We start from the raw sequence: 24048 nt of genomic DNA on the forward strand, positions 1-24048 counted from the left end.
AAAACTCCTGAACATTGTCCTCATACGTTGCCTATGACTCCCGGGCAACACCGATACCCCTAAACATTGTCCTCATTTAAACCCTATGACTCCCGGGCAACACCAATCCCCCTGAACATTGTCCTCATTGAAACCCTATGACTGCCGGTCAATACCAATCCCCCTGAACATTGTCCTCATTTAAACCCTATGACTACCGGGCAATACCAAAACTCCTGAACATTGTCCTCCTACGTTGCCTATGACTCCCGGGCAACACCGATACCCCTAAACATTGTCCTCATTCAAACCCTATGACTCCAGGGCAACACCAATACCCCTGAACATTGTCCTCATTGAAAACCTATGACTACCGGGCAACACCAAAACCACTGAACATTGTCCTCATACGCTCCCTATGACTACCGGGCAACACCAAAACCACTGAACATTGTCCTCATTGCGACCCTATGACTCCCTGGCAACACCAATACCACTGAACATTGTCCTCATTGAACTCCTATGACTCCCTGGCAACACCAATACCCCTAAACATTGTCCTCATTGAACTCCTATGACTCTCTGGCAACACCAATCCCCCTGAACATTGTCCTCATTAACTCCCTTGATTCTCTGTACTCCCCAAAAATTCTCAATGATCCGGGAACTAATACTTATCAAATAAAAAACCCTGGTATATACCAGGGTTTTAAAAAATATTATGCAGAGAAAACAATGTCTACATTTTTCTCCACAACTACTTTTTGTATTCGATGCTTTTTTACTTCTTCTATATGAATGACGAAGCTTTCACACTCCACTCTTTCTCCTTTTTTCGGAAGATAGCCGAGCATATCAGAAATCCAACCACCTAACGTGTTAGCCGTGGATTCTGCTACTTCAAGTTGAAGCAGCTCCGTAAATTCTTCCACAGGAAGACGTCCATCCATACGGAATTTCAATTCATCGAGGACTTCCACCAAGTTTTCATTTTCGTCATGCTCATCCCAAATTTCCCCAACAATCTCTTCAATAATATCTTCAATCGAGATAATACCCGCAGTCCCACCATATTCATCCAGAACGATGGCCAGATGATTTTGTGAAGTCTGCAGCTCCTTAAGAAGGTTAGATATTTTGGCAGAACCGATGACAAAAAACGGACTGCGTGCAATTTCTCTTAATGAAAAATTCGGGTTCTGCACGTATTGGGCAAAGAAATCTCTATGTGAAATCACTCCGATTATATTATCTATGGACCCTTGATATACAGGTAAGCGTGAATATTGCTCTTTTATAAAAATGTCTTTAATTTCTTCAATAGACGTATCCTCCGAGATGGCCACTACATCTGGTCTTGGCGTAAGGATATCTTTCACGACAATATCATCAAACGCTATTGCATTGTGCAGTAATTCTCGTTCTTGTGTGAGAAAAGTCCCTTCTTCTTCCCCAATTTCCACCATCGCTATGACGTCTTCTTCTGTTACGGTAGGCTCCTCCTTATCTGCACCAAGAAGTTTTTTGATACCTACTTTTAATTGGACGAACAACCATGTAATTGGATAAAAGAGTTTCATGACTGTCATTAAAGAAGCAGATATTATTAGTAAATATTTTTCTGCATATTGTTTTGCTAAAGATTTCGGCAAAATCTCCCCAAAAACAAGGACTATTATCGTAATAATTCCTGTCGTGATTGCTAATGTACTGCCACCAGGGCCGTATAATTGCGTAGCAATGTTTGTAGCTATAGCTGCCATTGCTATGTTGACAATATTATTACCTATTAGGATTGTAGAAACACTTTGATCAAAGTTTTCTGCCATGTTTAATGAGCGTTTTGCTCTTGCATTGTTGTCTGCCTGATTACGTAGTCGCACTTTGTTCACACTCGTAATAGCCGTTTCAGATGCCGAAAAATATCCTGATAATATTAACAATGCCCCTAATAAAATTATCGAGTCATAGGGTATACTATCCAAGTTCTCATCACTCTCCTACATATATATATAATAAATATATTTTGAAACGGGAAATTTAGCAATAAAAAAGCAGAAAAACACATAAAAATTTTGTATTTTTCTAAAAATTTATTTCTATTGAGAATGTGAAAAAGCCATGTTATAATTATCTTGAATTCGAGATATCTTAAATAAAACCATTTTCATAAAAGGAGTGATAACCTATGGAATTATTGGGTTTACACCACGTTTCTTTATTAACTGCCAAAGCAGAAAAGAATTATCATTTTTTCACAGAGGTTCTTGGAATGCGACTTGTAAAAAAGACCGTTAATCAAGATAACACCTCCTCTTATCATCTGTTTTATGGTGATGCAGAAGGAAATCCTGGAACAGAGATTACCTTTTTCGATATACCAGGACTGGGCAGAACACATGAAGGCGTTTCGAGCATTTCTTCAACTTCCCTGCGGGTGGCAACAACCGAATCACTTCGTTTTTGGCAACAGAGATTTCAGAAACTCAACATAAAACAAGAAGAAATAAAACAGCGTGCAGACAGGGACACTTTAGCTTTTGAAGATTATGAAGGAACTAAGCTATTATTAGTGGCTGATAACGGAGAAATGGGTGTACCAGCAGGTGTTCCATGGGAAAAGAAAGACATTCCGAAAGAACATGCCATTATTGGACTTGGGCCAGTAACTTTGACGGTTAAATCCTCTCTTCCGACCACAAGCATCTTAACCAATGTGCTTGGCTTTCAGCATAAAGGGTCATATCCTTCTTCTAAAGGGGATTTCCCTGCAATTGAAGTGTACACAACAGGGGCAGGCGGGCCAGGAGCAGAAGTGCATATTGAGACAAGGCCTGATCTTCCACCTGAAAGAATAGGACGGGGTGGCGTACACCATGTAGCATTCCGCGTTCCAAACAAAGAGGAGTTCCAAAAGTGGGTACAACGAGTAAGAGAGACTCGCCTTCCGAACTCAGGAGAAGTAGAAAGATATTATTTTAAAGCACTCTACTTCAGAGAGCCTAATGGGATTCTTTTTGAACTATCCACAGACACACCTGGGTTCAGTGCAGACGAACCGCTAAAATCAATGGGAGAAAAACTTGCGCTTCCTCCATTTTTAGAACCAAAAAGAGAAGAAATCGAAGCAAGCTTACGACCGCTTGAAATTAACTAAATAGATAATGGAGTTGAAATTGAATAGTTGATTTCAGCTCTTTTTTTGTTGAAAAATAAATATTTTGAAAACGCTGACAAGTTGAAGCCTATACACATATAGTGATAGCAAAGGGAAAGGAGGGTGTTATATGGAAAGAATCATTCTGTTTTTCGCTGCCATGCTAGCAGGTTTTGCGCTTCTTAGAGTACCAATGACAGGAACGTTTGCTGCTCTTGAGCCGATCACTAGTATTCTTGGTATCGTTACTGTTCTAGTATTCTCACTTGCTTTAATCTATAGGGGGGTACGGAATCTTATAAACCGATAAGAATCCTTGAACTAATTTTATATACTCAAACAATTCCCGGAGGCGTCGACACTCCGGGGTTTTTAAATAGAGGAGTGGTAGGCAGGTTTCAAGCTCGCTGATGAACGCTAGCATTTCTAGAAAGAGCTGAAGGTACTTTTTTCATTTAACCTTTTTAATAATGTGCACTCATTATTTATACAATCTAAAAAACAGACTCCTTACATAAAGTCTGTTTATACGAGTTTGATATTATTGCCTGAAGGATCCTGTACGAAGTGTTGGCCATCCAAAACCTCTACTATATAGCCTAATGATGTCAGCCTATCAACTGCAGCCAGCTTACTTTTTTCACTTGAATACGCCAATGAGAACCATTCAAGGCCCACGGAATTCTCTTCAGGTGCCGGTGCTCCGACCCCATTCCATGTATTCAGACCGATATGATGATGATAGCGTTCTGTTGACATAAACAATGCCTGGGCTCCATAGCGTGTGACAACTTCAAATCCGAGTCCTTGCGTATAAAACTGCTCGGTATCTTTAAGTTCAGCAACGTGAAGGTGAATATGCCCCATCACGGTTTTTTTTGGAAGTCCATCCCATTTGATATCATGCCCCTCTTTTAGCAAGTCTTCCACATCAAGGGCTATCGAGGCCATCTCCACTTCTGGTCCATTCCAATTCCATTCCTCAGCCGGACGATCTCTATAAATTTCAATTCCGTTTCCATCTGGATCTGCCAAATATATTGCTTCACTTACCAGATGATCTGAGGCTCCTTGGAGGCGGACACTATTGTCGATGAAATGGTGGAGGATGCTTCCTAGGTCTGCTCTTGATGGTAATAGAAGTGCAAAATGATAAAGGCCGGTAGTACGGTGCTGCTTGGGATTAATATTTTGTGGTTGTACTATAGTCAACAACGGAGTCTGGCCATTTGCCGAAAATACCGCTTGGGATTCTGTTTGTTCTAATAGAATAAAGCCAATTATTTTTGTATAAAAATCAATGGAGCGTTGAAGATTTTCTACATTTAACATGACATCCTGCACGTAAGTGGTAGGACTTTGATGGAAGTGTTTCATGGATAGATTCCTCCTTGGTTTTTTACTTCGAAATTAAATATCTTGAATTAAAGATATTTTATCACATTTGTTTCTAGATTGATACAATTACTTCTATTTTTTGAGAAAATAGGGTGTGACTATACAGCCACACCTTACACTAAATTCTACTATACGAGTTGATTTTCCTCTGTCACCTTGCTCCAAAGGTCCTCTGTCCCAGCTGCCCGCTTAATGGTATTTATTGCTCCTTGATGTAAACCTTCATGCCAGATTGCAAAGCTCAGCAGCTCCCCAAGCGTTGTAAGCTCATAATCTCCCATTTTGAACGGCTGTTGAATTCTTTCTTCTAACTTTCCTTCAAAGTCTTTTTGAATACGAGTAGGCTGTTCAACTAAATAGTTCCTGATCTCTTTCAAAGTAGGAGGACTCGTCTTCCATTGATGGGGGCTTGACCCTCTTGCAAACAATTCAAGATAATCCTTTGGTACATTGTGTTCCTCTCCAATAAACGGATAGAGTAATGTATCTTGTGAAACAAATATATGTCCCAAATTCCACCTGATTGAATTTTTCACATTTCCCGGCATCTCATCTGCTAAATATTCAGGTGTGGCATCAAGAGAAGCAATGGTTCTCTTTCGCACAAATTGCATTTGCTTAAATAAAATTTCTTCCATCTTTTCATCATCCCCTTTGTAATTTCTCCCTTATACTCTTCTTCATATTTAGATAAAACCCTTCTAAATTGGCCATGTTAGGAGTTGTAGATTCTTGTTAGGAAATGTCGAACGGCATGTATTTTTGGTTTTTGGAAAGTATTTTCTGTGATTTGGAAAATAAACTAGTGGTTACGGCTCGTATTTTTTGTCGAATGGAAAATAAATAAGCCGCTTCGGAAAATAAATGTATTTAGTCTCCACTACTCTAGTTGTTTTTCATTTATACAAAGAAAAAAGCCACAGGATCTCATCAAGATCCTGCAGCTACATATCTAACATTTACATTTAAGCACCTTTTTCCTCAACACTTGGTGACTCATCTTCCCAGCATTCCGTATTTTCTAATCCCTCGATATTACTCGCATAGAATACAGGGTCTTTTCCTTCTTTACGCTGCTTTAGATAGTCCTTCAGAACAGCAAGAGCAATCTTTCCGATAAAGGCTAATGCTATAAGGTTAGTGATAGCCATCAATGCCATGAATAAATCTGCGAGGTTCCACACCATGCTCAGACTAGCTACTGAACCAAAGACTGTCATACCAAGAACTGCAAAGCGGAAAATCATAATCGCTGTTTTGCTTTCTTTAATAAATTCTATATTGGATTCTCCATAATAATAGTTTCCAATAATGGAACTAAAGCAGAATAATAGAATCGCAATCGCTATAAAGATGCTCGCCCAAGGCCCAACATGCTCAGCTAGCGCCACCTGTGTCAACTCAATTCCTTCCATTTCTTCTCCGCCAGGAATTCCTGCCAATAGTATGATGAATGCTGTTGCACTACAAATTAAGATAGTATCCACAAAAACTCCAAGCGTCTGAATGAAACCTTGTTTGGCAGGATGACTTACGTCAGCAGTTGCCGCTGCAACCGGAGCACTACCCATACCAGCTTCATTCGAGAACAGTCCGCGTTTTACACCATTCATAATGGCAGCACCGATACCACCGGCTACCGCTTCGTTTAAACCAAAAGCACTGGAGATAATCACACCGATTAATCCTGGAATTTCTCCGATATTGATCGCAATGACATAGAGCGCCAACAACAAATAAGAAACAGCCATAACTGGCACGACGACTTGTGAAACTTTGGCAATTCTCTTTACTCCTCCGAAGATTACCATAGCTACAATTGCCGTAAGTACTAACCCAAGAACTAAGCGATTCACGCCAAAGGCTTCGTTAAATGCGACGGTAATCGTGTTCGCCTGAACCGATGTAAATGCCAGTCCAAAACAGAATGTAATCAAGACAGCGAATAAAATACCCATCCAACGTGCTCCCATTGCCTTTTGCATATAGTAGGCTGGGCCACCTTTGAATCCGCTCTTATCCTTTACCTTGTATACCTGCGCAAGCGTACTTTCAATAAAACTTAAGGACGCACCGAACAGCGCAACTACCCACATCCAAAATACAGCACCAGGACCTCCAAGAGAGATGGCAATTGCCACACCTGCAAGGTTACCTGTACCTATTCGAGTTGCCGCACTGATACAAAAGGCACCAAAGGACGACACTCTCTTTTTCGCTTCATTTGATGTCGGACTCTCTTTTAATAACCGAAACATCTCACCTATCTGTGTAAACTGAACAAATTTTGATTTCAAAGAAAAGTAAATCCCTAAGCCAACCAATAAAGCAATAAGAACATAAGACCAAAGGATTTTATTACTCCATTCAATAATTATGTCTATCATGATGTCCACACCTTTTCTGTAAGAGTCAACACTTGCAATATTGGTAGCGCTCCCAATATTTGTTTCTCAATAAAAATATTTAATAGAAAAGCTTTAAAGTTTTCCTATTAAATACTTTTATCTATCAGACTGTTGTTATTACAGGCCAGTAATAATAAGAAACAAGTGTTATATAATACTTTTATAATTTTATCACTATACTAAAATAGTTTCAACAATTATTATTGAATTAAATACTTTCTCCATTTTCAAAATTTTGTTCATTCAAATTAAACCCAGTAAATTCTTATTACCTTTCTTTGCTGAAATGGTTTATACTAAATCTACTAATAAGACCATTAGGAGGAAGCTGTATGACAGAAAGTAATGAACCTAAGAAAATCAGTCTGCAAGAAGCGATGAAAAAGCAATTGGAGAATAAAAAGAAACAAGCAGCTGGCGGCAAAGGGAACTTTAATAGTGCACAAGGAACACAAAAAATGAAAAGCCAACAAACGAAAAAACCTAGCAACACTAGAAGAAAAATGGGCGTTTAAAGCAGATTTCAAGTACTAAAAATTCACTTGATTTCTGAACACTAAAAAAAGGCAGTAAGTGGGTTCATTCATCCGCTTACTGCCTTTTTTTCATATGGAAGGTTTTTTCTCCGAATACGGTTAGCTTCGTCCCCTGTCTCCCCCGCTTTTTCTCAATTAACCCCATCTCTTCTAATCTTTCAAGCCTTGACCGCACTTGTTGCTCAGTTAAGAAACTTTCCCCATTTTTTGTTTCTTCCGATATTTTTCTCCGGCTGACAGTTTTCCCTTTCCGTTGTAACTGATAGATGATCTCTACTAAATTATTCAATTCCTCGTTCAAATCTTGTTGAATGTATGGAGGTTCTGCAGTTTCCTGAGCAGCGGCCACCTCTTTCATACTCTTTCTGGCCTGTTGGAAGAACCCTTCATTCGGTATATCTTCCACCTTTATCGTATTTTCTTCGCACACAGCAAGCATATAATCTAATGTATTTTTTAGTTCACGGATATTCCCGTACCAATTATATTCCTTGAGTTTCTCCAATACTTCGAATTCCAGTTTTATGGCAGGTTGATCGCTTTGTTGAATGAAATGTTGAATAAGGTGTGCGATGTCTTCTTTTCGTTTACGAAGCGCAGGAAGCTGTAAGAACAGGACTTTTAAACGATGATATAGATCTTCTCTGAATTTCCCCTCTTCCATTAAAGAAAGCAAGTCCTTGTTTGTGGCTGCTACTACCCGAACATCCACAGGGATAATTTTATTTCCTCCTATGCGAAGCAGTTCTTTTTCTTGCAAAACACGAAGTAATCTCGCTTGGACCTTCAAGCTGATATCTCCTATTTCATCCAAGAAAATGGTGCCTCCGTTTGCTTGTTCAAATAATCCTTTTCTCCCTCCTTTTTTCGCTCCTGAGAATGCACCTTCTTCATACCCAAAAAGTTCACTTTCCACTAGATCTTCTGGAAGGGCACTGAAATTCACAGCAAGGAAAGGACCGTTACTTCGATTAGAAGCATTATGGATGGAGCTTGCAAATAATTCTTTCCCTGTCCCACTCTCCCCTTGTATAAGGATGGTTAGTTCTGTTTTAGCAAGCTTGCGGGCTATTTCTTTGGTACGGAGTAATTCGGGATGACTACCTACGATATCTCCAAAATGGTACTTGCCATAGAACCCTTTTTTCACCAATTCTCTTTTTAATTGTTTTTCCATTTCTATTGTTTCACTTGCATCCTTAAAAGTGACTACAATGGTTCCTTGAGGATCTATCATAAAACGATGGACCATAAAACTCATAGAATTAATGGTAAAATATCCGTCCTCTTCTTCCTCTCGTCTGTTCATGATGAAATCGTAAAGGGTGTGATCAGAAATTACATCTCGGACATGTCGGTCGACCGCTTTTTTCATTGGCACCCTAAGAAAACGCTCCAATATCTCATTATAGACTGTAATCCTGCCCTGCTGATTAACGGCCAAAATACCGTCATTTACTCCGTTTACCACCTTTTTCAGGTGATCACTGATTTTATTCGCTTCCTGGTTTGCGTCCCCTAATCTTTTACTCAATCTTGTAATGGTACTTATGTATTTACTAGAAACCTGATCCTGTTTTTCCTCTAAAAGACCTAGCCTGTTTAATATCGTAATAATGGTCGTAATGTCGATAAGCCTTGGACCTATATTGATCACTTCTTCCACATAAGGAGGTACGAGATCAAGTTCACCCGGCGTAATAGCAATCTTTATTTGTTCTTCGTCCTTTTTGCCAGGGAAATAGGGGATTAAATGAAGGTGATTAATTCCGAGAATTTCAAAGGAAGAGATCGCTTCCTGGACCGTTTCCGGAAAGTCGTTTACATAAAGTACTTTTTCGCCTCTTGCGACACTGTATATTTTATCAATATTAAGGAAGTTAACAATTCGCCTCGCTACTAGCACTGTACAATTGTCTCCAATATATTCTTTGGCTTCCTCCTCAATTAAATGGGAGGATAAAATAATCAGTTGATTGTGTACCTTTGTTACTTTGTGGGCATCAACGGAATAACTGCGAATTCGGATAAAATCACCGATGATTTCATTCAATTGGTTATCAAGTGTTCTTCTCGTTTCTTCTGACCCGGCTAATAGTGTCAGTTCCCTCGCTTTTAAACCCATTCCCACACACCTCCATCTATAGAAAAACACTGTCGTTTTAGGCAACAGTGTTTTTCTACTATTATAACTTATTCGAATGTTCCTTTTACAAGCAGTTTTTTATTCCACATCATTTTTTGGCCAAGTGCAATCACAGATTCGATTTCGTATGAAGATTCATTCACTATCACGACATCAGCATCCTTCCCGACTTCAAGCGTTCCTTTGGAGGTGAGGCGCAAAACTTTTGCCGGATTCTCCGTGATGACCTTTAAAGCATCTGCAGGCTCCACACCTTGTTCCACAATGGCCTCCCTTACTTCTTTATATAAGGAAGTAACCCTTCCAAGCTGAAGTCCGATAAACTCACCGTCATCATCAAACTCTGGCAAACTTGCCTGTCCATCAGAGGAGAACGTAATTTGACCGATCGGCACACCTTTGTCGAGCATCTCTTTTAGCCCGACACTGCATTTCGTTTCCCCCTGTTCAATGAACTTTGCAATACTGGAAGTGGTAAAGTCCACGTAGCCTCCCTTTTTTGCATAGGAGATACCCGCTTCAAACAATTCCCGGTTACGGTTGATATGGGTGGGTAAGAATTGACGGATAGGAATGTCCGTTTTCTCGATAACCTCATCGAGAATCAAGAGCTTACTGGCACTATCCCCAAGATGCATATTCACAATTCCTGCTTTGCCTGAAAGCATCCCACCAACACGGGCTGCGGCAGCGATTTTGGCGATATCCTCATACCCAGGCTGGGAGGAACGGTGGTCAGCAATGGCTATTTCTCCGACACCGATAATTTCTTCAATTAAAATCAGGTCATCCTCTATCATCCCTGTCAGTGTTTTTACAGGGACCTGATAGGAACCAGTGTGAACATAGCAACTAATTCCTTCTTCTTTTAACGCTTTTGCTTTTGCTACGAGGCTAGTCATTGTACGGGTGGTGCCATCTGTTCCAATGACACCTACAAGGGTTGTAATGCCGCCCTTTATAGCATCTGACAATACTAGCTCAGGGGTGCGAGTCCGATAGCTCCCTTCCCCGCCCCCACCCATGATATGCACATGGTTATCGATGAAGCCTGGTACGATAAGCTGACCTGTTACATCGAGCACTTCTACATGAGCGCTTTCTTCAAACTGTATGTTATCCTCTATTGCTGCAATCCGTTTATCGACAATGAGAATATCTTTTTTTCCTAGATATTCGGGACTGTACACCGTCCCGTTTTTCAATAACTTAATCATGTAAGAAGTCTCCTTCAGTTCTATCTGTCTTGAAAAGCTAATTCACCTTTTCCCATTGTCCGCGACCTTCTAACACCCTTTTCCACGTTTGATCCGGTACGGGCTCCCCGTCAGCATCTTTTAAATTTCTTATTGTAATTTCATGCCCAACCGGGAAATCAGAGGTGGCACGCACTTCGATTTCATTAGTAGCAGAAAGGTACTTTGGAAAGCCTGGTGCATGCGCCAAGCCATTCAGATCTACATTTCCCTCGCTAACTGCCGTAGGATCTACCGGACCGGTAAATTCAATAAAGAACGTATCATTATAGGAATAGGTCTGAACGCTGCTAACTTCCACAGGTTGCGACGCTGTCTCTACTGAAATTGACAGTGAAACATTCGTCACCGTTCCTTTTTTATAAGCGTTCAGGGCCTCGGGCTTATAGTTTTCATCACTTTGGTAGTATTTTGAAATATCATCCTTTGCCCATTGTAACGTAAAAACCTGGTCGAATGCACTATCTTTGATAGTGGTGACCTGCTCTGTTTCAGAACTTTTTACAAAAGAGAGAAGTGATTTGGTAGATTCATAATCTTCTCCGAATAAGTCAGGACTATCATATAAACTAACTTCATCTTGATACACCTGTTCTTTACCTTCACCGGGGGTCACTTCTTTAGTGACCAAGTTAAAGGTATCTCCCTCAGTAAGGTGATGAACGATGACATGTTCCGCTTCAAAGCCTGGCACCATCCCTTTTTCATTAAAGGTCGCGTTGCTTGCATCGAGTATCCACACCCCGTTCTCCCCTACCACTTTTCCGATATCACCTTTTAATTCTATTGCCGTTCCTTCATCTAGTCCGAATCCTAGCTGATGGCCGGTATCCCGCATCGCGACCAGCAGGCGGCCCAATCTTCCACGCTTATCAAAATGAGTGTCGGTCAGGACGTTTTCAATCAGACCAAGCCCAGCTATTTGAAAATTGTTTCCAGGAATGGTTGGATCCAAAAAACCAGTCAATGGGACGTCCGAAATTGTTTTCACTTCCGTCTCATTGATGACCAAGGCTTTAAAACTGTCCCCTACACCAAACATCGGGTTACTCATTGCATGTGCACCTGCACTTGTCCCTGCTATCACGCCACCATTATCATGAACATATCGTATTGCTTCCAGCATTGGAGTCGCAGCCCCGTCTCCCTCAAGCAAGGATCTACCATGCTTCATCTGATCTCCACCCTGCAACATCACTGCATGACTGCTTTTCACAAGATTGACAAAATAGTCATCATAGGCGACAAAGTCAAAGGTGTCTATTGCAAGCGGTATATAAACAGGTTCAAAGCCTCTATTCTTAAACTCGGTTTCAAGTGCTAAATATGGCCCATCATCAAGGTGAAAATGGTCATATGCAATGTCCGCGGAATCTCTGGAACTATTAAAAATGGCGATCCGCGGGCGCTCTACACCTGTCGCTTCTCTAATTGCATCAAAGTATGCATCTGTAGATCCTGTAGCTCCGCCAGCAGGCAGCAAGGTACCTTGACCGTCACCGATTACCTTAAGAGGAACAGGCATAGTATTGGTGTTAATCATCTTAAGAGATTTACTTGACCCGAGTACCTTTTCTTCACTCACCTCTGCCACATAGGCATAATACAGGCTACTGCCTAAAGGATCTCCCTCGATTGTTTTTTGATCATGATTAAATGATACAGGTCCATTACCAACATCATCTAGTGATAGCAATTTCCCTCTGCTTTCTCGCTCCAACTTTTTAAGAAAATCTAAACTCTCGCCTCTGATTAGAGGTTCTACGAGCTTTGTTAGTCCTTTTGAAGAGTAAAATAAGAAATAGTGAGAAATATTTTCATCATCTGCCTGTTCAAATGTCACCGAATAATTATCAATTTGATTTCCGCTACCCTGTAATTCCACCTTGGTAGGATAAGGCAAGATGCTGATGGTTCGGTCTGCCCCTGTCATCCCCAAAACCCCATTCTCTCCAATAGTTGCTGCATAAGCATAATAATCACCTACACTCAATGGTTTTCCCGACATTACATCTAATTGCCCAGAGCGGAAGGTATTTCCCCCTCCGTCTGCATAGCTTAGATTAGTAATTTTAAAGATTTTGTTCTTGTTTTCCCCTTCAGTTTGTGTAGTCAAATGCTGGTCTATTTCTTCAGGAGTCAAGGTTTTTATATAATTCCAGACTTCATTAAAATTCTTTTTAGAATAAAACATCAAATATGCTTCTACCCCGTCCATTACCTGCGCCTCCTGGAATCCAAGCTTATAATCTTGAATAACGGAGCCATCTCCAGTCTGAATAAGCGTAACATCCCTCAAATCATAATCTGGACTCTGAACAATGAGCGTGTACGTGTCTGTTATATCACGGGGAGTAGATATATCAACGCGGACACTATTTTGACCTGATGGCATTTTTACCTTCACTTGTTTTCGATGGTTTACTTTCATCCCATTTACTGCCACCTTGGCATTAACCGCTTTTGGTGAAATAGATAACAACAATTCGTCATTGTTCGTTTTCACCATGTATACCTTTGTTTCTGGGCTGAATTGCCCTTCCAATTTACCGTTATGCACTTGCAATCCCTTCAAATTAGTATCATGGACATGGGAAGGCTTTGCATACCCGTTTGTTGCAGGAAATAATAAAGCACCACATAGCAAAACAGCAAGCATCTTCGTTAAACGTTTCCACTGCTTTCTGAGCATGAGGATACCTCCAATGTTTTATTATCCGGAGAATACAAGTGACAGGCGACATGGTGACCATCCGAGTGTTCTAACAATTCAGGACGTTCGGTATGACATTGTGCCATTACTTTTGGACATCTACCTACAAACGCACATCCTTTAGGCGGATCCACTGGGGAAGGTACATCGCCTTGAAGAATATTTCTTTCCTTCCGCTCTCTAGGGTTAGAAATAGGGATGGCATCGATTAATGATTCTGTATAAGGATGAAGCCTTTTTTCAAATATCTTATCCGCATCTCCTATTTCTACGATTCTACCTAAGTACATCACCGCGACCCGATTACACAAATGTTGAACAACACTAAGGTCATGGGAGATAAATAGATACGTCAGCCCGAATCCCTCCTGCAAATCCTTCAAAAGATTTAAGATTTGCGCTTGAATAGATACATCTAAAGCCGCAACTGGTTCGTCAGCGATAATCAGTTTAGGCTTTAAAATGAGTGCCCGGGCAATTCCTATACGTTGCCTTTGACCTCCTGAAAATTCATGGGCATATCGGTGAAGGTAGTTCTTATTTAACCCACATACCTCCATGATATTTTCCATTAATTTTCGTCGTTTGTTTTTTTCTACTCCGTGAGCCTTTAAAGGCTCAGCTAAGATCTGCTCTACTGTTAGTCGAGGATTAAGTGATGCATAAGGATCCTGAAATACCAATTGCATGTCTTTGCGCCTGCTTCTCATTTCTTTAACCGAGAAATCGCGCAAATTCTCCCCCTGGAATTGTATCTTACCTTCTGTCACCTTTAGCAGCTGGGCGACTCCTCGTCCTGTTGTTGATTTTCCACAACCGGACTCACCCACTAGACCTAACGTCTCTCCTTCGTTGATTGAAAAAGAAACACCGTCTACTGCTTTTACATAAGATGCAACCTTTTGTCTTATACCTTTCTTAATAGGAAAATAAATCTTAAGGTCTTTTACTTCTAACAATGGTTTATTCATACAGTTACACTCCTATCCGCATGAAGCCAGCACCTGCAGGAATGACCTTTGTTTACTTCTTGCAGCTCTGGATCCTCTTCCCTGCACAACGGAATCGCCTTACTGCAACGATCAGCAAAACGGCAACCCTTTGTAATGGTTCCAGCTAATGGAACCTGTCCCGGTATAGAACGAAGTCTGTCCCGTTTTTCCCCAATCTTCGGTATCGACTGTAACAGACCAATCGTGTATGGATGCTTAGGGTTATTGAACAATGTATCAACATCCGTCTCCTCCACGATTTCTCCTGCATACATAACAATGACCCTGTCACACATTTCTGCAATCACTCCAAGATCATGAGTAATCAGCATAATGGCGGTATCGGTCTTCTCTTTTAAATCCTTCATTAAATGAAGAATTTGCGCCTGGATGGTTACGTCCAAAGCCGTTGTCGGTTCATCTGCAATTAATAGCTTTGGTTGACAAGCAAGACCCATGGCAATCATCACACGCTGACGCATACCACCGGAAAGCTCATAAGGATACGCTTCGTAAATTTGTTCTGCACGCGGAATCCCCACTAGTTTCAACATATCTATCGATCTCTCTCGTGCCGCTTTTTTGGTTATATCATTATGTAAAAGCAACACTTCGTCCAATTGCTTTCCGATTGTAAAGACAGGATTAAGCGATGTCATCGGCTCTTGGAAAATCATAGAGATCTCGTTACCCCTAATTTTTCGCATATCCTTTTCTTTTTTTTCTAATAGATTTTCTCCTTGGTAATGAATGGATCCACCTGTTATTTTTCCTGGTGGCGAGGGTAAAAGCCTCATGATTGAAAGGGACGTGACACTCTTCCCACAACCAGATTCCCCTACAATTCCAAGCGTTTCGCCCTTGTGAACGTCAAAGGATATCCCATTTACCACCTTCAACTGCTTTCCATCACTTTTGAAGCTAACCTCTAAATCTTTAATTTCAAGCACTTTGTCCATCTATGTTGCCACCTCCTACTCTTTTAACTTCGGATCAAGCGCATCTCGCAATCCATCTCCTAAAATATTAAAACTTAGTACGGTAATAACAATCGCAAGCCCAGGGAAGAAAGTCGGATGAAACACATTTCCACTATTGTCCTTTGCTGCACTTAACATAGAACCCCACTCAGGAGCGGTAATGTCTCCTCCGAGTCCAAGAAAGCTTAGTGCTGCACCGATCAAGATAGCCACACCAATTCGCATCGTTAAGTAAACCATTACCACTGACAAAGTTCCGGGAAAAATATGTCTCATGATAATCACGCTATCCTTAACTCCAATCGATTGGGCCGCTTCCACATAAGTCATTTCTTTTAACGCAAGCGTACTTCCCCGTACAATCCTGATAAAGATAGGGATGGTGAAGACCGCCACAGCAAAAATAATATTTGTTAGTCCTGCACCAAGGAAGGCAATTACAGCGATTGCGAGTAAAATTCCCGGAAATGCGAGAAGAATGTCAGTAAAACGGGTAATCAAACTGTCTGTTTTGCCTCCATAATAGCCAGCTATCAAACCCAGTGCCGTTCCAATCACAGCTCCGATGGCAACCGAAACAAAACCGATAATAAGCGTTTCTCTTGTCCCCATGACCACTCTGCTGAAGATATCTCGGTTCTGGTGATCTGTCCCAAAGAAGTGAAGGGTAGAAGGTGGTTGATGCTTGTAGATGTCTACTAAACTAACTTCTGCTGTTTCCGGTATAATAGAAACCAGCTTAGGTGTAATTTCATCAACTCCTACCGGAAGATGCACGACCGAGGAGACTGTACCAGCTACAACTTGAATTAGCGCGTCTCCCTGCCCTTTTAAAGTGACAAGCCCTTCTTTGGAAACAGTTGCAAGCTCCTCATCAAGGGACAGGAATTCAACTCCACCATCACTTTCCTCAGAACTTCCCGCTGACACAAAGCCACTTCCTTGCTTGGCATTTTCCTTTTCATCCTTTCCATCCATCAGGAAAGTATTTATTTCATCTATACCATCGATGGAACTTCCGTCGGAAAGAATCGCCTTTAGATTAACGGAATATCTATCCCCACTATTCATTATTTCCTTCGGTTGCTCGGCTTCTATTCGAATAATGCTTGGCTCTATTTTTTCCGAGTCATCTGATACGCTGACTCCTATTCTGGACCGAACTCCTTCACTTTCAATGGTTGTGTTGGTAGTCCCAGAAGTATTCGCTGTTATCGTCACACCATCTGTCATTTTTCTGATGGAAGCGATTCTTCTATCTTCACTTTCAACGTTGACCCTTTCTAATTCCGAGCCAGCAATGGTACTCCCATCACTTAAAACCCCTCTAAATTCTACTTGTTGACTTGTTAAATTCTCTGAATCAATGCCTTTTTCTTCATATTGAAGTGTGACAGGACGATACGGATCGAACGGAGCAATAAAAGAACCAAAAACGCCAACAAGTACAATGAAAGCTACAATGATAAACGCGACAAAAGCAAATCGCTGTTTGATGAATTTATGAAGGAACACCTTGAAAGGAGAATACGAGGTGTGCATTTTTTTACTCATAGTTTTGTCTCCTTTACTATTAATCGTATCTAATCTGAGGGTTTAGAAATCCATAACTAATATCCACTAATAAATTGACTACTAAGAACTGAAAAGAGAACAGTAAAATCAGTGCCTGAATGACCGGATAATCCCTTGCGAGAATGGAATCAACAAGGTATGAGCCAAGGCCTGGCCATGCAAATACTTGTTCCACCACTACAGCTCCCCCAATGAGGAATCCAAACTGAAGTCCCGTCATGGTCACAACCGGGATGAGAGCATTTCTTAACACGTGACTCCACACAACAACTGATTCTTTCTGGCCTTTTGCTCTGGCAGTCCTCACATAGTCCTCGCGCATAACCTCCAGAACACTTGACCTCGTAAACCTTACGATAGTAGCGGCAACCCCAAATCCCAACGTGATGGATGGAAGAAAAATATGAGCAAATGTTCCGCTTCCACTTGTCGGAAACCAGCCAAGCTGAACAGCGAATATTTGCATCACCATAAGGCCGAACCAGAACTCAGGTACACTTAGCGCTGTAATCGCTGATACCATTCCAAGTCGGTCCCACACGGTATTCCTTTTCGTAGCGGAAATAATTCCGACAAAAATTCCAATAAGGATTGCCCAGAACATGGCAAGCATCGTTAGGGTAAATGTAAAACCAAACCGCCTCATAATTTCAGAAGATACTTCCGTTTTTGTACGGTAGGAAGAACCGAAATCTCCATGTACCAACATGTTATACATATAGGTTCCGTACTGGACGATGAGTGGTTGATCGAACCCTTCCTTCGCTCTCAAAGTTTGGTACGTTTCCTGATCTAACTCCGCTCCGTACATGATGCGAATCGGATCTCCAGGAGTTAAGTGCACAAATAAAAAAGCAATAATCGTAATGATTAGTAAAATAGGAATCATGCCAATAATTCTTCTAATTGCAAATTGAAACATCAGGTTCACCTCTTCTTATAAAGAGTAGACTCATAGGTTACGCTCTTCCTATGAGTCTATTTTCTATTATTGTTTTTCTACTAAATTAAGATGTACTCCCCCTGAAGGAAGAACATAAATACCATTCACATCTTTTCCTTTTGCAATGATGGTGTCCGGAATATGCAAAAATACCCACGGAGCGTCCTCATATATTTTCATTTGAATATCCGCATAAATAGATAATGCTTGATCCTGGTCAGGAGTACGAAGAGCATCGTCAAACAGACCGTCCAATTCTTCATTAATATAAAAGCCTGAGTTATTGAAGTTTGGCGGTACACGATCAGATGCAAAGTTTGGTCGCAATCCATAATCAGCCTCACCTGTTCCCGGTGACCAGCGGCCAATCCAAAGATCTGTCTTTTCCCCTGCATCTAACATTTCAAAAAGCGTACCACTTTCAAATGCTTGTACTTCCACATCAATACCAATCTCTTTCAATTGAATAGCAACGTACTCTGCAACAGAAACGAATTCTGTTGTATTTCTTGTCCATAATGTTGCTTTGAATCCTTCTTCCATTCCTGCTTCTTTCAGTAATTCCTTTGCACGTTCCTTGTCATGTTCATATACACTTTGCCCTGCATATCCATAAACAGCAGGAGCGATAGCGGAATCCGCCACTTGTGCATATCCGTCTGCAATCTGTGCGATAAGCCCATCTTTATCGACTGCATGGTTCATCGCTTGACGCACTTTTAGATCTTTGTATTTCTCTTCTTGAAAATTCATACCGATATAGAAAACGTTTGTAGATGATCCTACATATAAATCAACATTCTCTTCTTGTTCAAGCTCTTTTGCATTAAGCGTAGGGATTGGGAAGATTACATCCACCTCTCCTGTTTTCAGCTTATTGACACGAGTACTCGCTTCAACAATAGGCAGGAAAGTGATACTTTCAACTTTTGGCTCTTCTTGTGCATTCCAATAGTTTTCATTCTTTGTGACAACTATCTGCTCGCTGTCCTTCCACTCTTGGAATTTGAATGGTCCAGTGCCGACAGGATTACGGTCTAAGTTATAGTCAGGGTCTTCTTTCTTCTTTTTCAGTTCTTCCGGTGATTTGAAAGATGCGGAAGAATGCGCCATATAAGAAGCCATGGCAGAGTTAGGCTCTTCCGATTTAATGGTAATGCTGTATTCATCATTTACTGTCACTTCACTGATAAAAGAGAAAAAGGATGCACGCGCTAAGCCGTTTTCCGCATCACGGACAAAGTCTAGATTCTCTTTTGCCACTTCTGCATTGAAATCTGTCCCATCATGAAACTTAACCCCTTGCTGCAGGCTGAATGTAATTTCCGTTGCGTCTTCATTAAAGTTGTACTCTGTTGCTAGAACAGGTATTAGGTTCATTTTCTCATCAAAACGAAGGAACCCTTCAAACATCGTACTCTGAACGGTCGCAGAGTTACCATCTGTTGAGTTGAACGGGTCTAAGGATGTTGGTTCGGCTTCAATACCGACTGTTAACTCACCACTAGCTTCCGCTGTTTCATCTGGTGTATTGTTTCCACTTGTGTTCTGGTCTGGTTGAGCATTGCTACTGTTATTGGTGGTTGTGTTCGAACTACACGCTGCAAGAAAAAGCAGACAGAAAATTAATAAATACTGCATGATCCATTTTGCTTTACTCTGTTTTCGTAATTGCCATTGCATACGGTTGATTCTCCCCTTTTTGAATTATGTTTTCATTCTCATTAGTAATAGATGCAAAAAGCGTGCCAAGAATAGAATATTCAAAAAATTTATATGAAATGGGAAGTGTGGGGTGGTGTTCGAGGTGGGGGAATTTTTTTGGTTGTTTTATTTGGGGTTTATTGGGTTATTTTGTGCTTTTGGGTTGTTTTTGGTGGTTATTGGTGTTTTTAGATTTGGAATGGAGATAATATGGAAAGCATCTTAAAGGACTTGATATAGCTTTTATGACGACTGGTTCTTTGCTTTTTTACACTTTCCGGTCGTCATACACCTTCTATGACGACCGGTTCCATGCTTTTTCTCCCTCTCCGGTCGTCATACACCTTCTATGACGACCGGTTCCCTGCTTTTTCATCCTTGCAGGTCGTCATACAACTCCTATGACGACCGGACCCATGCTTTTTTACCATGATAGGTCGTCATACACCTTCTATGACGACCGCTCCCATGCTTTTTCATCCTTGCAGGTCGTCATACACTTTCTATGACGACCGGTTCCCTGCTATTTCATCCTTGCAGGTCGTCATACAACTCCTATGACGACCGGTCACATGCTTTTTCATGCTTGCAGGTCGTCATACACCTCCTATGACGACCAAATCCATGCTTTTTCGCCCTCTCCCGTCGCCATACACCTCCTATGACGACCGGTCCCTTGTTTTTTCATCCTTACACGTCGTCATACACCTCCTATGACGACCGCTCCCATGCTTTTTCATCCTTGCAGGTCGTCATACAACTCCTATGACGACCGGTCCCTTGTTTTTTCATCCTTACACGTCGTCATACAACTCCTATGACGACCGGACCCATGCTTTTTCATCGTCTCAGGTCGTCATACACCTCCTATGACGACCAAATCCACGCTTTTTCGCCCTCTCCCGTCGCCATACACCTCCTATGACGACCGGTCCCTTGTTTTTTCATCCTTACACGTAGTCATACACCTCCTATGACGACCTCTCCCTTGTTTTTTCATCCTTACAGGTCGTCATACAACTCCTATGACGACCGCTCCCATGCTTTTTCATCCTTGCAGGTCGTCATACCACTCCTATGACGACCGGTCCCATGCTTTTTCATCCTTGCAGGTCGTCATACACCTCCTATGACGACCGGTTCCCTCCTTTTTCGCCCTCTCCCGTCGTCATACACCTCCTATGACGACCTCTCCCATGCATTTTCACACTCTCACGTCTTCATACAATAAAAAACAAACAAAAAAACCACCCCCAACAACCGCTGAGAGTGGCCTTTCCAAAAAACTATTAATAATTAGCCTTCAATTGAGAGAAATCAACTGCTCCGCCTTCCACCAAGTGGCATGCAGACTGTTGGTTTACACCAGGAATCCCATGAAGCTTTGGCTCTTCCGTTCTGCAACGATCGAATGCATAAGGACAACGCGTATGGAAGCGACATCCAGCAGGCGGATCAATTGGAGAAGGAACATCACCTTTTAGAATGATTCGCTCTTTCTTCTTGCCAAGATCTGTACTTGGTATCGCAGATAATAACGCTTTTGTATAAGGATGCTGTGGATTTGCGAAAAGAGCATCCTTATCAGCGATTTCTACAATTTTACCTAAATACATTACGATGATTCTATCGGAAATATGACGTACAACCCCAAGGTCATGGGAGATGAACAGATACGTCAAGTTATACTCACGTTGTAATCTTTTCAAAAGGTTCAATACCTGCGCTTGAATGGATACGTCCAATGCTGATACAGCTTCATCACATACAATCAATTTAGGGTCCACTGATAATGCCCGCGCTATCCCAATACGCTGGCGTTGCCCTCCACTGAACTCATGTGGGTGACGGTCAACCTGATGAGCACCAATTCCAACGGTTTCAAGCAATTCAACGATTTTTTGGCGACGGTCTTTACGAGGGACAACATTTTGAATTTCTAATGCTTCTTCTAGAATCTGGCTTACTGTTTGACGAGGGTTTAAAGAAGCATACGGATCTTGGAAAATAATTTGCAGATCCTTGCGTTTTTTTCTCATCTCAGACTTATTCAGCGCAAGTAAATCTTCCCCTTGAAAGCTTACTTCTCCCGAATATGGATTGTCCAGACGAAGGATTGCGCGACCTGTCGTGGATTTTCCGCAACCGGACTCTCCAACGATACTTACCGTTTCCCCTTCCTTCACGGAGAAACTGATGTCATCTACTGCTTTGACATGGTTTACCGTTTTTCCGAAGATTCCACCTTTAATAGGAAAGTATTGTTTAAGGTTTTTTACTTCTAATAATGTTTGATTACTCATGGCTAGCAGCAACCTCCTCATCTTCCCACTTCTCTGTATAGATCCAGCATCGAACCTGATCGCCATCTTCTGTTTCTTTCAGGTCCGGCAAACTACTGTGACAAATGTCTTTCGCATGCGGACAACGAGGGGCAAAGCGACAGCCCTGTGGCAAGTTGAAAGGACTTGGCACAGCCCCATCAATTACAGACAGGTCTCCTTCCACATCCTGATCATGCTTTGGAACAGAGTTTAATAGACCAACAGTATACGGATGTTTTGGGCTTGAGAATATGGTTTGAACATCTGCATATTCTACCACTTTACCGCAGTACATTACCGCTACCTTGTCACACATCTCAGCTACAACACCAAGGTCGTGGGTAATCAGCATAAGCGACGTCCCAAGCTCATCTTGCAATTTTTTCATCAAATCAAGAATTTGCGCTTGGATGGTTACATCCAAAGCAGTAGTAGGTTCATCAGCAATCAACAGTTCAGGGTTACAAGCTAGCGCAATCGCAATCATAACACGTTGACGCATACCACCCGATAATTCGAATGGATATTGTTTTGCACGCTTTTCAGGAGATGGGATACCAACTAACCGAAGCATATCTACCGCTTTTACCCACGCAGCCTTGCGACCAAGTTTTTGGTGAATTCGAACAGATTCTGCAATCTGCTCTCCACAGGTCAATGTTGGATTCAAAGATGTCATTGGTTCTTGGAAAATCATTGAGATATTATTTCCACGAAGATTCATCATCTCTTTTTTCGATTTATCCAGAAGGTTTTCACCTTTAAATACGATTTCACCGCCGATAATTTTTCCGGCACCTAGACGCATGATAGAAAGAGAGGTAATACTTTTACCAGATCCCGACTCTCCTACAACTCCTAGTGTTTTTCCTTTTTCAATAGAAAAATCTACTCCATCAACTGCTTTTACTTCTCCTTCATCAGTGAAAAAGGAAGTTCTTAAATCTTTTACTTCTAATATGTGCTCGCTTTTAGCTGTTGTCATTTTTTTCACCGTCCTTTAGTTAAGGTCTATACGCTTGTTAATAATTCGGTAGGTAATATCTACAAGGAAGTTCACCAACACGAATAACAATGTACAAACAAGAATGGTTCCTTGTACCATTGGAAAATCTCTCATTGTGATGGAACTGATTATTAAACGACCTATTCCATTGATTGCAAATACCGTCTCTGTTATTACAGCTCCACCAAGCAAAGTACCAAATTGTAAACCTACTACCGTAACTACAGGTATTAATGCATTTCTTAAAGCATGTTTATATATGACATATTTATCACTAACACCTTTTGCATAAGCTGTACGGATATAATCCTGATCTATGACATCAAGCATACTAGAACGAGTCATCCTGGCAATGATGGCCGCACCACCAGTACCTAATGTAATCACCGGTAGTACCATCTGTTTCCAGTCATTTCCCCACCCTGCAACAGGTAACCAGCCAAGGTTTACAGAGAATAAGTAGATTAACATTATTCCAAGCCAAAAGTTTGGCATGGATACACCAAACAAGGCAACTATCATAATAGAAGTATCTGCAAAGGAATATTTTCTCGTTGCAGAAATAATACCAGCAATTAGGCCAAGGAACACAGAAAGAATAGTTCCCCAAATGGCAAGTTCAACAGTTATCCATATTCTATTTGTAAATATCTCTGAAGTAACATCACGGTTTGTTCGTACAGATGTACCAAGATCCCCTTGTACTGCATTACTTATATAGTTTAGATATTGCACATGGTAAGGGTCGTTTAAGCCAAGCTTGTCCCTCATTGCTTCTATTTGTTCCGGACTTGCTTGTTCCCCTGCCATAATCTGTGCAGCATCTCCGGGAATCAAGTGCACCATCATGAAAACTGCTAATGTCACCCCAAACAATACCGGGATTGTTTGTAAAAGTCTTCGTATGATAAAAATCAACATGTTAATTCAC

18 protein-coding genes are annotated in these 24048 nt (G+C 41.3%); 3 read left to right on the forward strand and 15 right to left on the reverse strand.

All coding sequences use genetic code 11. From position 1 onward, the window contains the following. Nucleotides 1-698: 698 nt before the first annotated feature. Complete coding sequence (locus tag HC179_RS02185; protein WP_168862842.1) at nucleotides 699-1964, reverse strand: hemolysin family protein; 1266 nt, start codon at nucleotides 1962-1964, stop codon at nucleotides 699-701. A 203-nt stretch (nucleotides 1965-2167) separates the two neighbouring features. Between HC179_RS02185 and HC179_RS02190 the strand changes: the two genes are divergently transcribed. Next, a complete protein-coding gene (locus tag HC179_RS02190; protein ID WP_168862843.1) occupies nucleotides 2168-3136 on the forward strand; it encodes a ring-cleaving dioxygenase in 969 nt (322 codons plus the stop codon). A gap of 130 nt (nucleotides 3137-3266) precedes the next feature. Then, on the forward strand, nucleotides 3267-3446 hold the full coding sequence (locus HC179_RS02195; RefSeq protein ID WP_168862844.1) for a hypothetical protein: 180 nt from the start codon (nucleotides 3267-3269) through the stop codon (nucleotides 3444-3446). A gap of 215 nt (nucleotides 3447-3661) precedes the next feature. Here HC179_RS02195 and HC179_RS02200 read toward each other — a convergent pair whose 3' ends face one another. From HC179_RS02200 to HC179_RS02210, 3 genes are all read right to left on the reverse strand, one after another. Next, on the reverse strand, nucleotides 3662-4513 hold the full coding sequence (locus HC179_RS02200; RefSeq protein WP_168862845.1) for a VOC family protein: 852 nt from the start codon (nucleotides 4511-4513) through the stop codon (nucleotides 3662-3664). A gap of 149 nt (nucleotides 4514-4662) precedes the next feature. Next, the gene (locus HC179_RS02205) at nucleotides 4663-5172 is read right to left on the reverse strand and encodes a DinB family protein (RefSeq protein ID WP_168862846.1); all 510 of its coding nucleotides are present in this window, start codon (nucleotides 5170-5172) and stop codon (nucleotides 4663-4665) included. Between the two features lie 327 nt (nucleotides 5173-5499). Continuing rightward, nucleotides 5500-6921, reverse strand: a complete 1422-nt coding sequence (locus HC179_RS02210; RefSeq protein WP_168862847.1) for an alanine/glycine:cation symporter family protein — start codon at nucleotides 6919-6921, stop codon at nucleotides 5500-5502. Between the two features lie 353 nt (nucleotides 6922-7274). Between HC179_RS02210 and HC179_RS02215 the strand changes: the two genes are divergently transcribed. Continuing rightward, nucleotides 7275-7457 carry a hypothetical protein gene (locus tag HC179_RS02215; protein WP_168862848.1) on the forward strand — a complete coding sequence of 61 codons (183 nt, stop codon included), beginning with the start codon at nucleotides 7275-7277 and terminating at the stop codon, nucleotides 7455-7457. A gap of 76 nt (nucleotides 7458-7533) precedes the next feature. Here the strand turns inward: HC179_RS02215 and HC179_RS02220 are convergent, their stop codons facing one another. The 11 genes from HC179_RS02220 to HC179_RS02270 form a co-directional block, all read right to left on the reverse strand. After that, on the reverse strand, nucleotides 7534-9603 hold the full coding sequence (locus HC179_RS02220) for a sigma 54-interacting transcriptional regulator (RefSeq protein WP_168862849.1): 2070 nt from the start codon (nucleotides 9601-9603) through the stop codon (nucleotides 7534-7536). 68 nt (nucleotides 9604-9671) lie between these two features. Then, nucleotides 9672-10841, reverse strand: coding sequence for a beta-aspartyl-peptidase (gene iadA, locus HC179_RS02225; protein WP_168862850.1), 1170 nt, complete (start codon nucleotides 10839-10841; stop codon nucleotides 9672-9674). Between the two features lie 37 nt (nucleotides 10842-10878). Beyond that, the gene (locus HC179_RS02230) at nucleotides 10879-13572 is read right to left on the reverse strand and encodes a cyanophycinase (RefSeq protein ID WP_168862851.1); all 2694 of its coding nucleotides are present in this window, start codon (nucleotides 13570-13572) and stop codon (nucleotides 10879-10881) included. After that, on the reverse strand, nucleotides 13545-14564 hold the full coding sequence (locus tag HC179_RS02235; RefSeq protein WP_168862852.1) for an ABC transporter ATP-binding protein: 1020 nt from the start codon (nucleotides 14562-14564) through the stop codon (nucleotides 13545-13547). Before HC179_RS02235 ends, HC179_RS02230 begins: the two co-directional genes overlap by 28 nt. Beyond that, nucleotides 14561-15544 carry an ABC transporter ATP-binding protein gene (locus HC179_RS02240; RefSeq protein ID WP_168862853.1) on the reverse strand — a complete coding sequence of 328 codons (984 nt, stop codon included), beginning with the start codon at nucleotides 15542-15544 and terminating at the stop codon, nucleotides 14561-14563. Before HC179_RS02240 ends, HC179_RS02235 begins: the two co-directional genes overlap by 4 nt. Nucleotides 15545-15559: 15 nt before the next feature. Next, nucleotides 15560-17119, reverse strand: a complete 1560-nt coding sequence (locus HC179_RS02245) for an ABC transporter permease subunit (protein WP_168862854.1) — start codon at nucleotides 17117-17119, stop codon at nucleotides 15560-15562. A gap of 19 nt (nucleotides 17120-17138) precedes the next feature. Beyond that, nucleotides 17139-18062, reverse strand: coding sequence for a nickel ABC transporter permease (nikB, locus tag HC179_RS02250; RefSeq protein ID WP_168862855.1), 924 nt, complete (start codon nucleotides 18060-18062; stop codon nucleotides 17139-17141). A gap of 66 nt (nucleotides 18063-18128) precedes the next feature. Next, entirely contained in the window at nucleotides 18129-19766 is a 1638-nt protein-coding gene (locus HC179_RS02255) for a glutathione ABC transporter substrate-binding protein (protein ID WP_168862856.1), read from the reverse strand. Nucleotides 19767-21076: 1310 nt separating this feature from the next. Further along, complete coding sequence (locus tag HC179_RS02260; protein ID WP_168862857.1) at nucleotides 21077-22090, reverse strand: ABC transporter ATP-binding protein; 1014 nt, start codon at nucleotides 22088-22090, stop codon at nucleotides 21077-21079. After that, nucleotides 22083-23096: an ABC transporter ATP-binding protein gene (locus tag HC179_RS02265; RefSeq protein WP_168862858.1), complete on the reverse strand. Its 1014-nt coding sequence runs from the start codon at nucleotides 23094-23096 to the stop codon at nucleotides 22083-22085. Before HC179_RS02265 ends, HC179_RS02260 begins: the two co-directional genes overlap by 8 nt. A 15-nt stretch (nucleotides 23097-23111) precedes the next feature. After that, the gene (locus HC179_RS02270; RefSeq protein WP_168862859.1) at nucleotides 23112-24038 is read right to left on the reverse strand and encodes an ABC transporter permease; all 927 of its coding nucleotides are present in this window, start codon (nucleotides 24036-24038) and stop codon (nucleotides 23112-23114) included. Nucleotides 24039-24048 lie beyond the last annotated feature (10 nt).

The organism is Bacillus sp. RO1 (assembly GCF_012524115.1).
In the GTDB taxonomy this organism is placed as follows: domain Bacteria; phylum Bacillota; class Bacilli; order Bacillales; family Bacillaceae_I; genus Sutcliffiella_A.

What these genes read in the sequence shown, in the direction of transcription:
- HC179_RS02190 (WP_168862843.1), top strand. Translation starts at nt 2,168, where the DNA reads ATGGAATTATTGGGTTTACACCACGTTTCTTTATTAACTGCCAAAGCA.
- HC179_RS02195 (WP_168862844.1), top strand. Translation starts at nt 3,267, where the DNA reads ATGGAAAGAATCATTCTGTTTTTCGCTGCCATGCTAGCAGGTTTTGCG.
- HC179_RS02200 (WP_168862845.1), bottom strand. Translation starts at nt 4,513, where the DNA reads ATGAAACACTTCCATCAAAGTCCTACCACTTACGTGCAGGATGTCATG.
- HC179_RS02205 (WP_168862846.1), bottom strand. Translation starts at nt 5,172, where the DNA reads ATGGAAGAAATTTTATTTAAGCAAATGCAATTTGTGCGAAAGAGAACC.
- HC179_RS02210 (WP_168862847.1), bottom strand. Translation starts at nt 6,921, where the DNA reads ATGATAGACATAATTATTGAATGGAGTAATAAAATCCTTTGGTCTTAT.
- HC179_RS02215 (WP_168862848.1), top strand. Translation starts at nt 7,275, where the DNA reads ATGACAGAAAGTAATGAACCTAAGAAAATCAGTCTGCAAGAAGCGATG.
- HC179_RS02220 (WP_168862849.1), bottom strand. Translation starts at nt 9,603, where the DNA reads ATGGGTTTAAAAGCGAGGGAACTGACACTATTAGCCGGGTCAGAAGAA.
- iadA (WP_168862850.1), bottom strand. Translation starts at nt 10,841, where the DNA reads ATGATTAAGTTATTGAAAAACGGGACGGTGTACAGTCCCGAATATCTA.
- HC179_RS02230 (WP_168862851.1), bottom strand. Translation starts at nt 13,572, where the DNA reads ATGCTCAGAAAGCAGTGGAAACGTTTAACGAAGATGCTTGCTGTTTTG.
- HC179_RS02235 (WP_168862852.1), bottom strand. Translation starts at nt 14,564, where the DNA reads ATGAATAAACCATTGTTAGAAGTAAAAGACCTTAAGATTTATTTTCCT.
- HC179_RS02240 (WP_168862853.1), bottom strand. Translation starts at nt 15,544, where the DNA reads ATGGACAAAGTGCTTGAAATTAAAGATTTAGAGGTTAGCTTCAAAAGT.
- HC179_RS02245 (WP_168862854.1), bottom strand. Translation starts at nt 17,119, where the DNA reads ATGAGTAAAAAAATGCACACCTCGTATTCTCCTTTCAAGGTGTTCCTT.
- nikB (WP_168862855.1), bottom strand. Translation starts at nt 18,062, where the DNA reads ATGTTTCAATTTGCAATTAGAAGAATTATTGGCATGATTCCTATTTTA.
- HC179_RS02255 (WP_168862856.1), bottom strand. Translation starts at nt 19,766, where the DNA reads ATGCAATGGCAATTACGAAAACAGAGTAAAGCAAAATGGATCATGCAG.
- HC179_RS02260 (WP_168862857.1), bottom strand. Translation starts at nt 22,090, where the DNA reads ATGAGTAATCAAACATTATTAGAAGTAAAAAACCTTAAACAATACTTT.
- HC179_RS02265 (WP_168862858.1), bottom strand. Translation starts at nt 23,096, where the DNA reads ATGACAACAGCTAAAAGCGAGCACATATTAGAAGTAAAAGATTTAAGA.
- HC179_RS02270 (WP_168862859.1), bottom strand. Translation starts at nt 24,038, where the DNA reads ATGTTGATTTTTATCATACGAAGACTTTTACAAACAATCCCGGTATTG.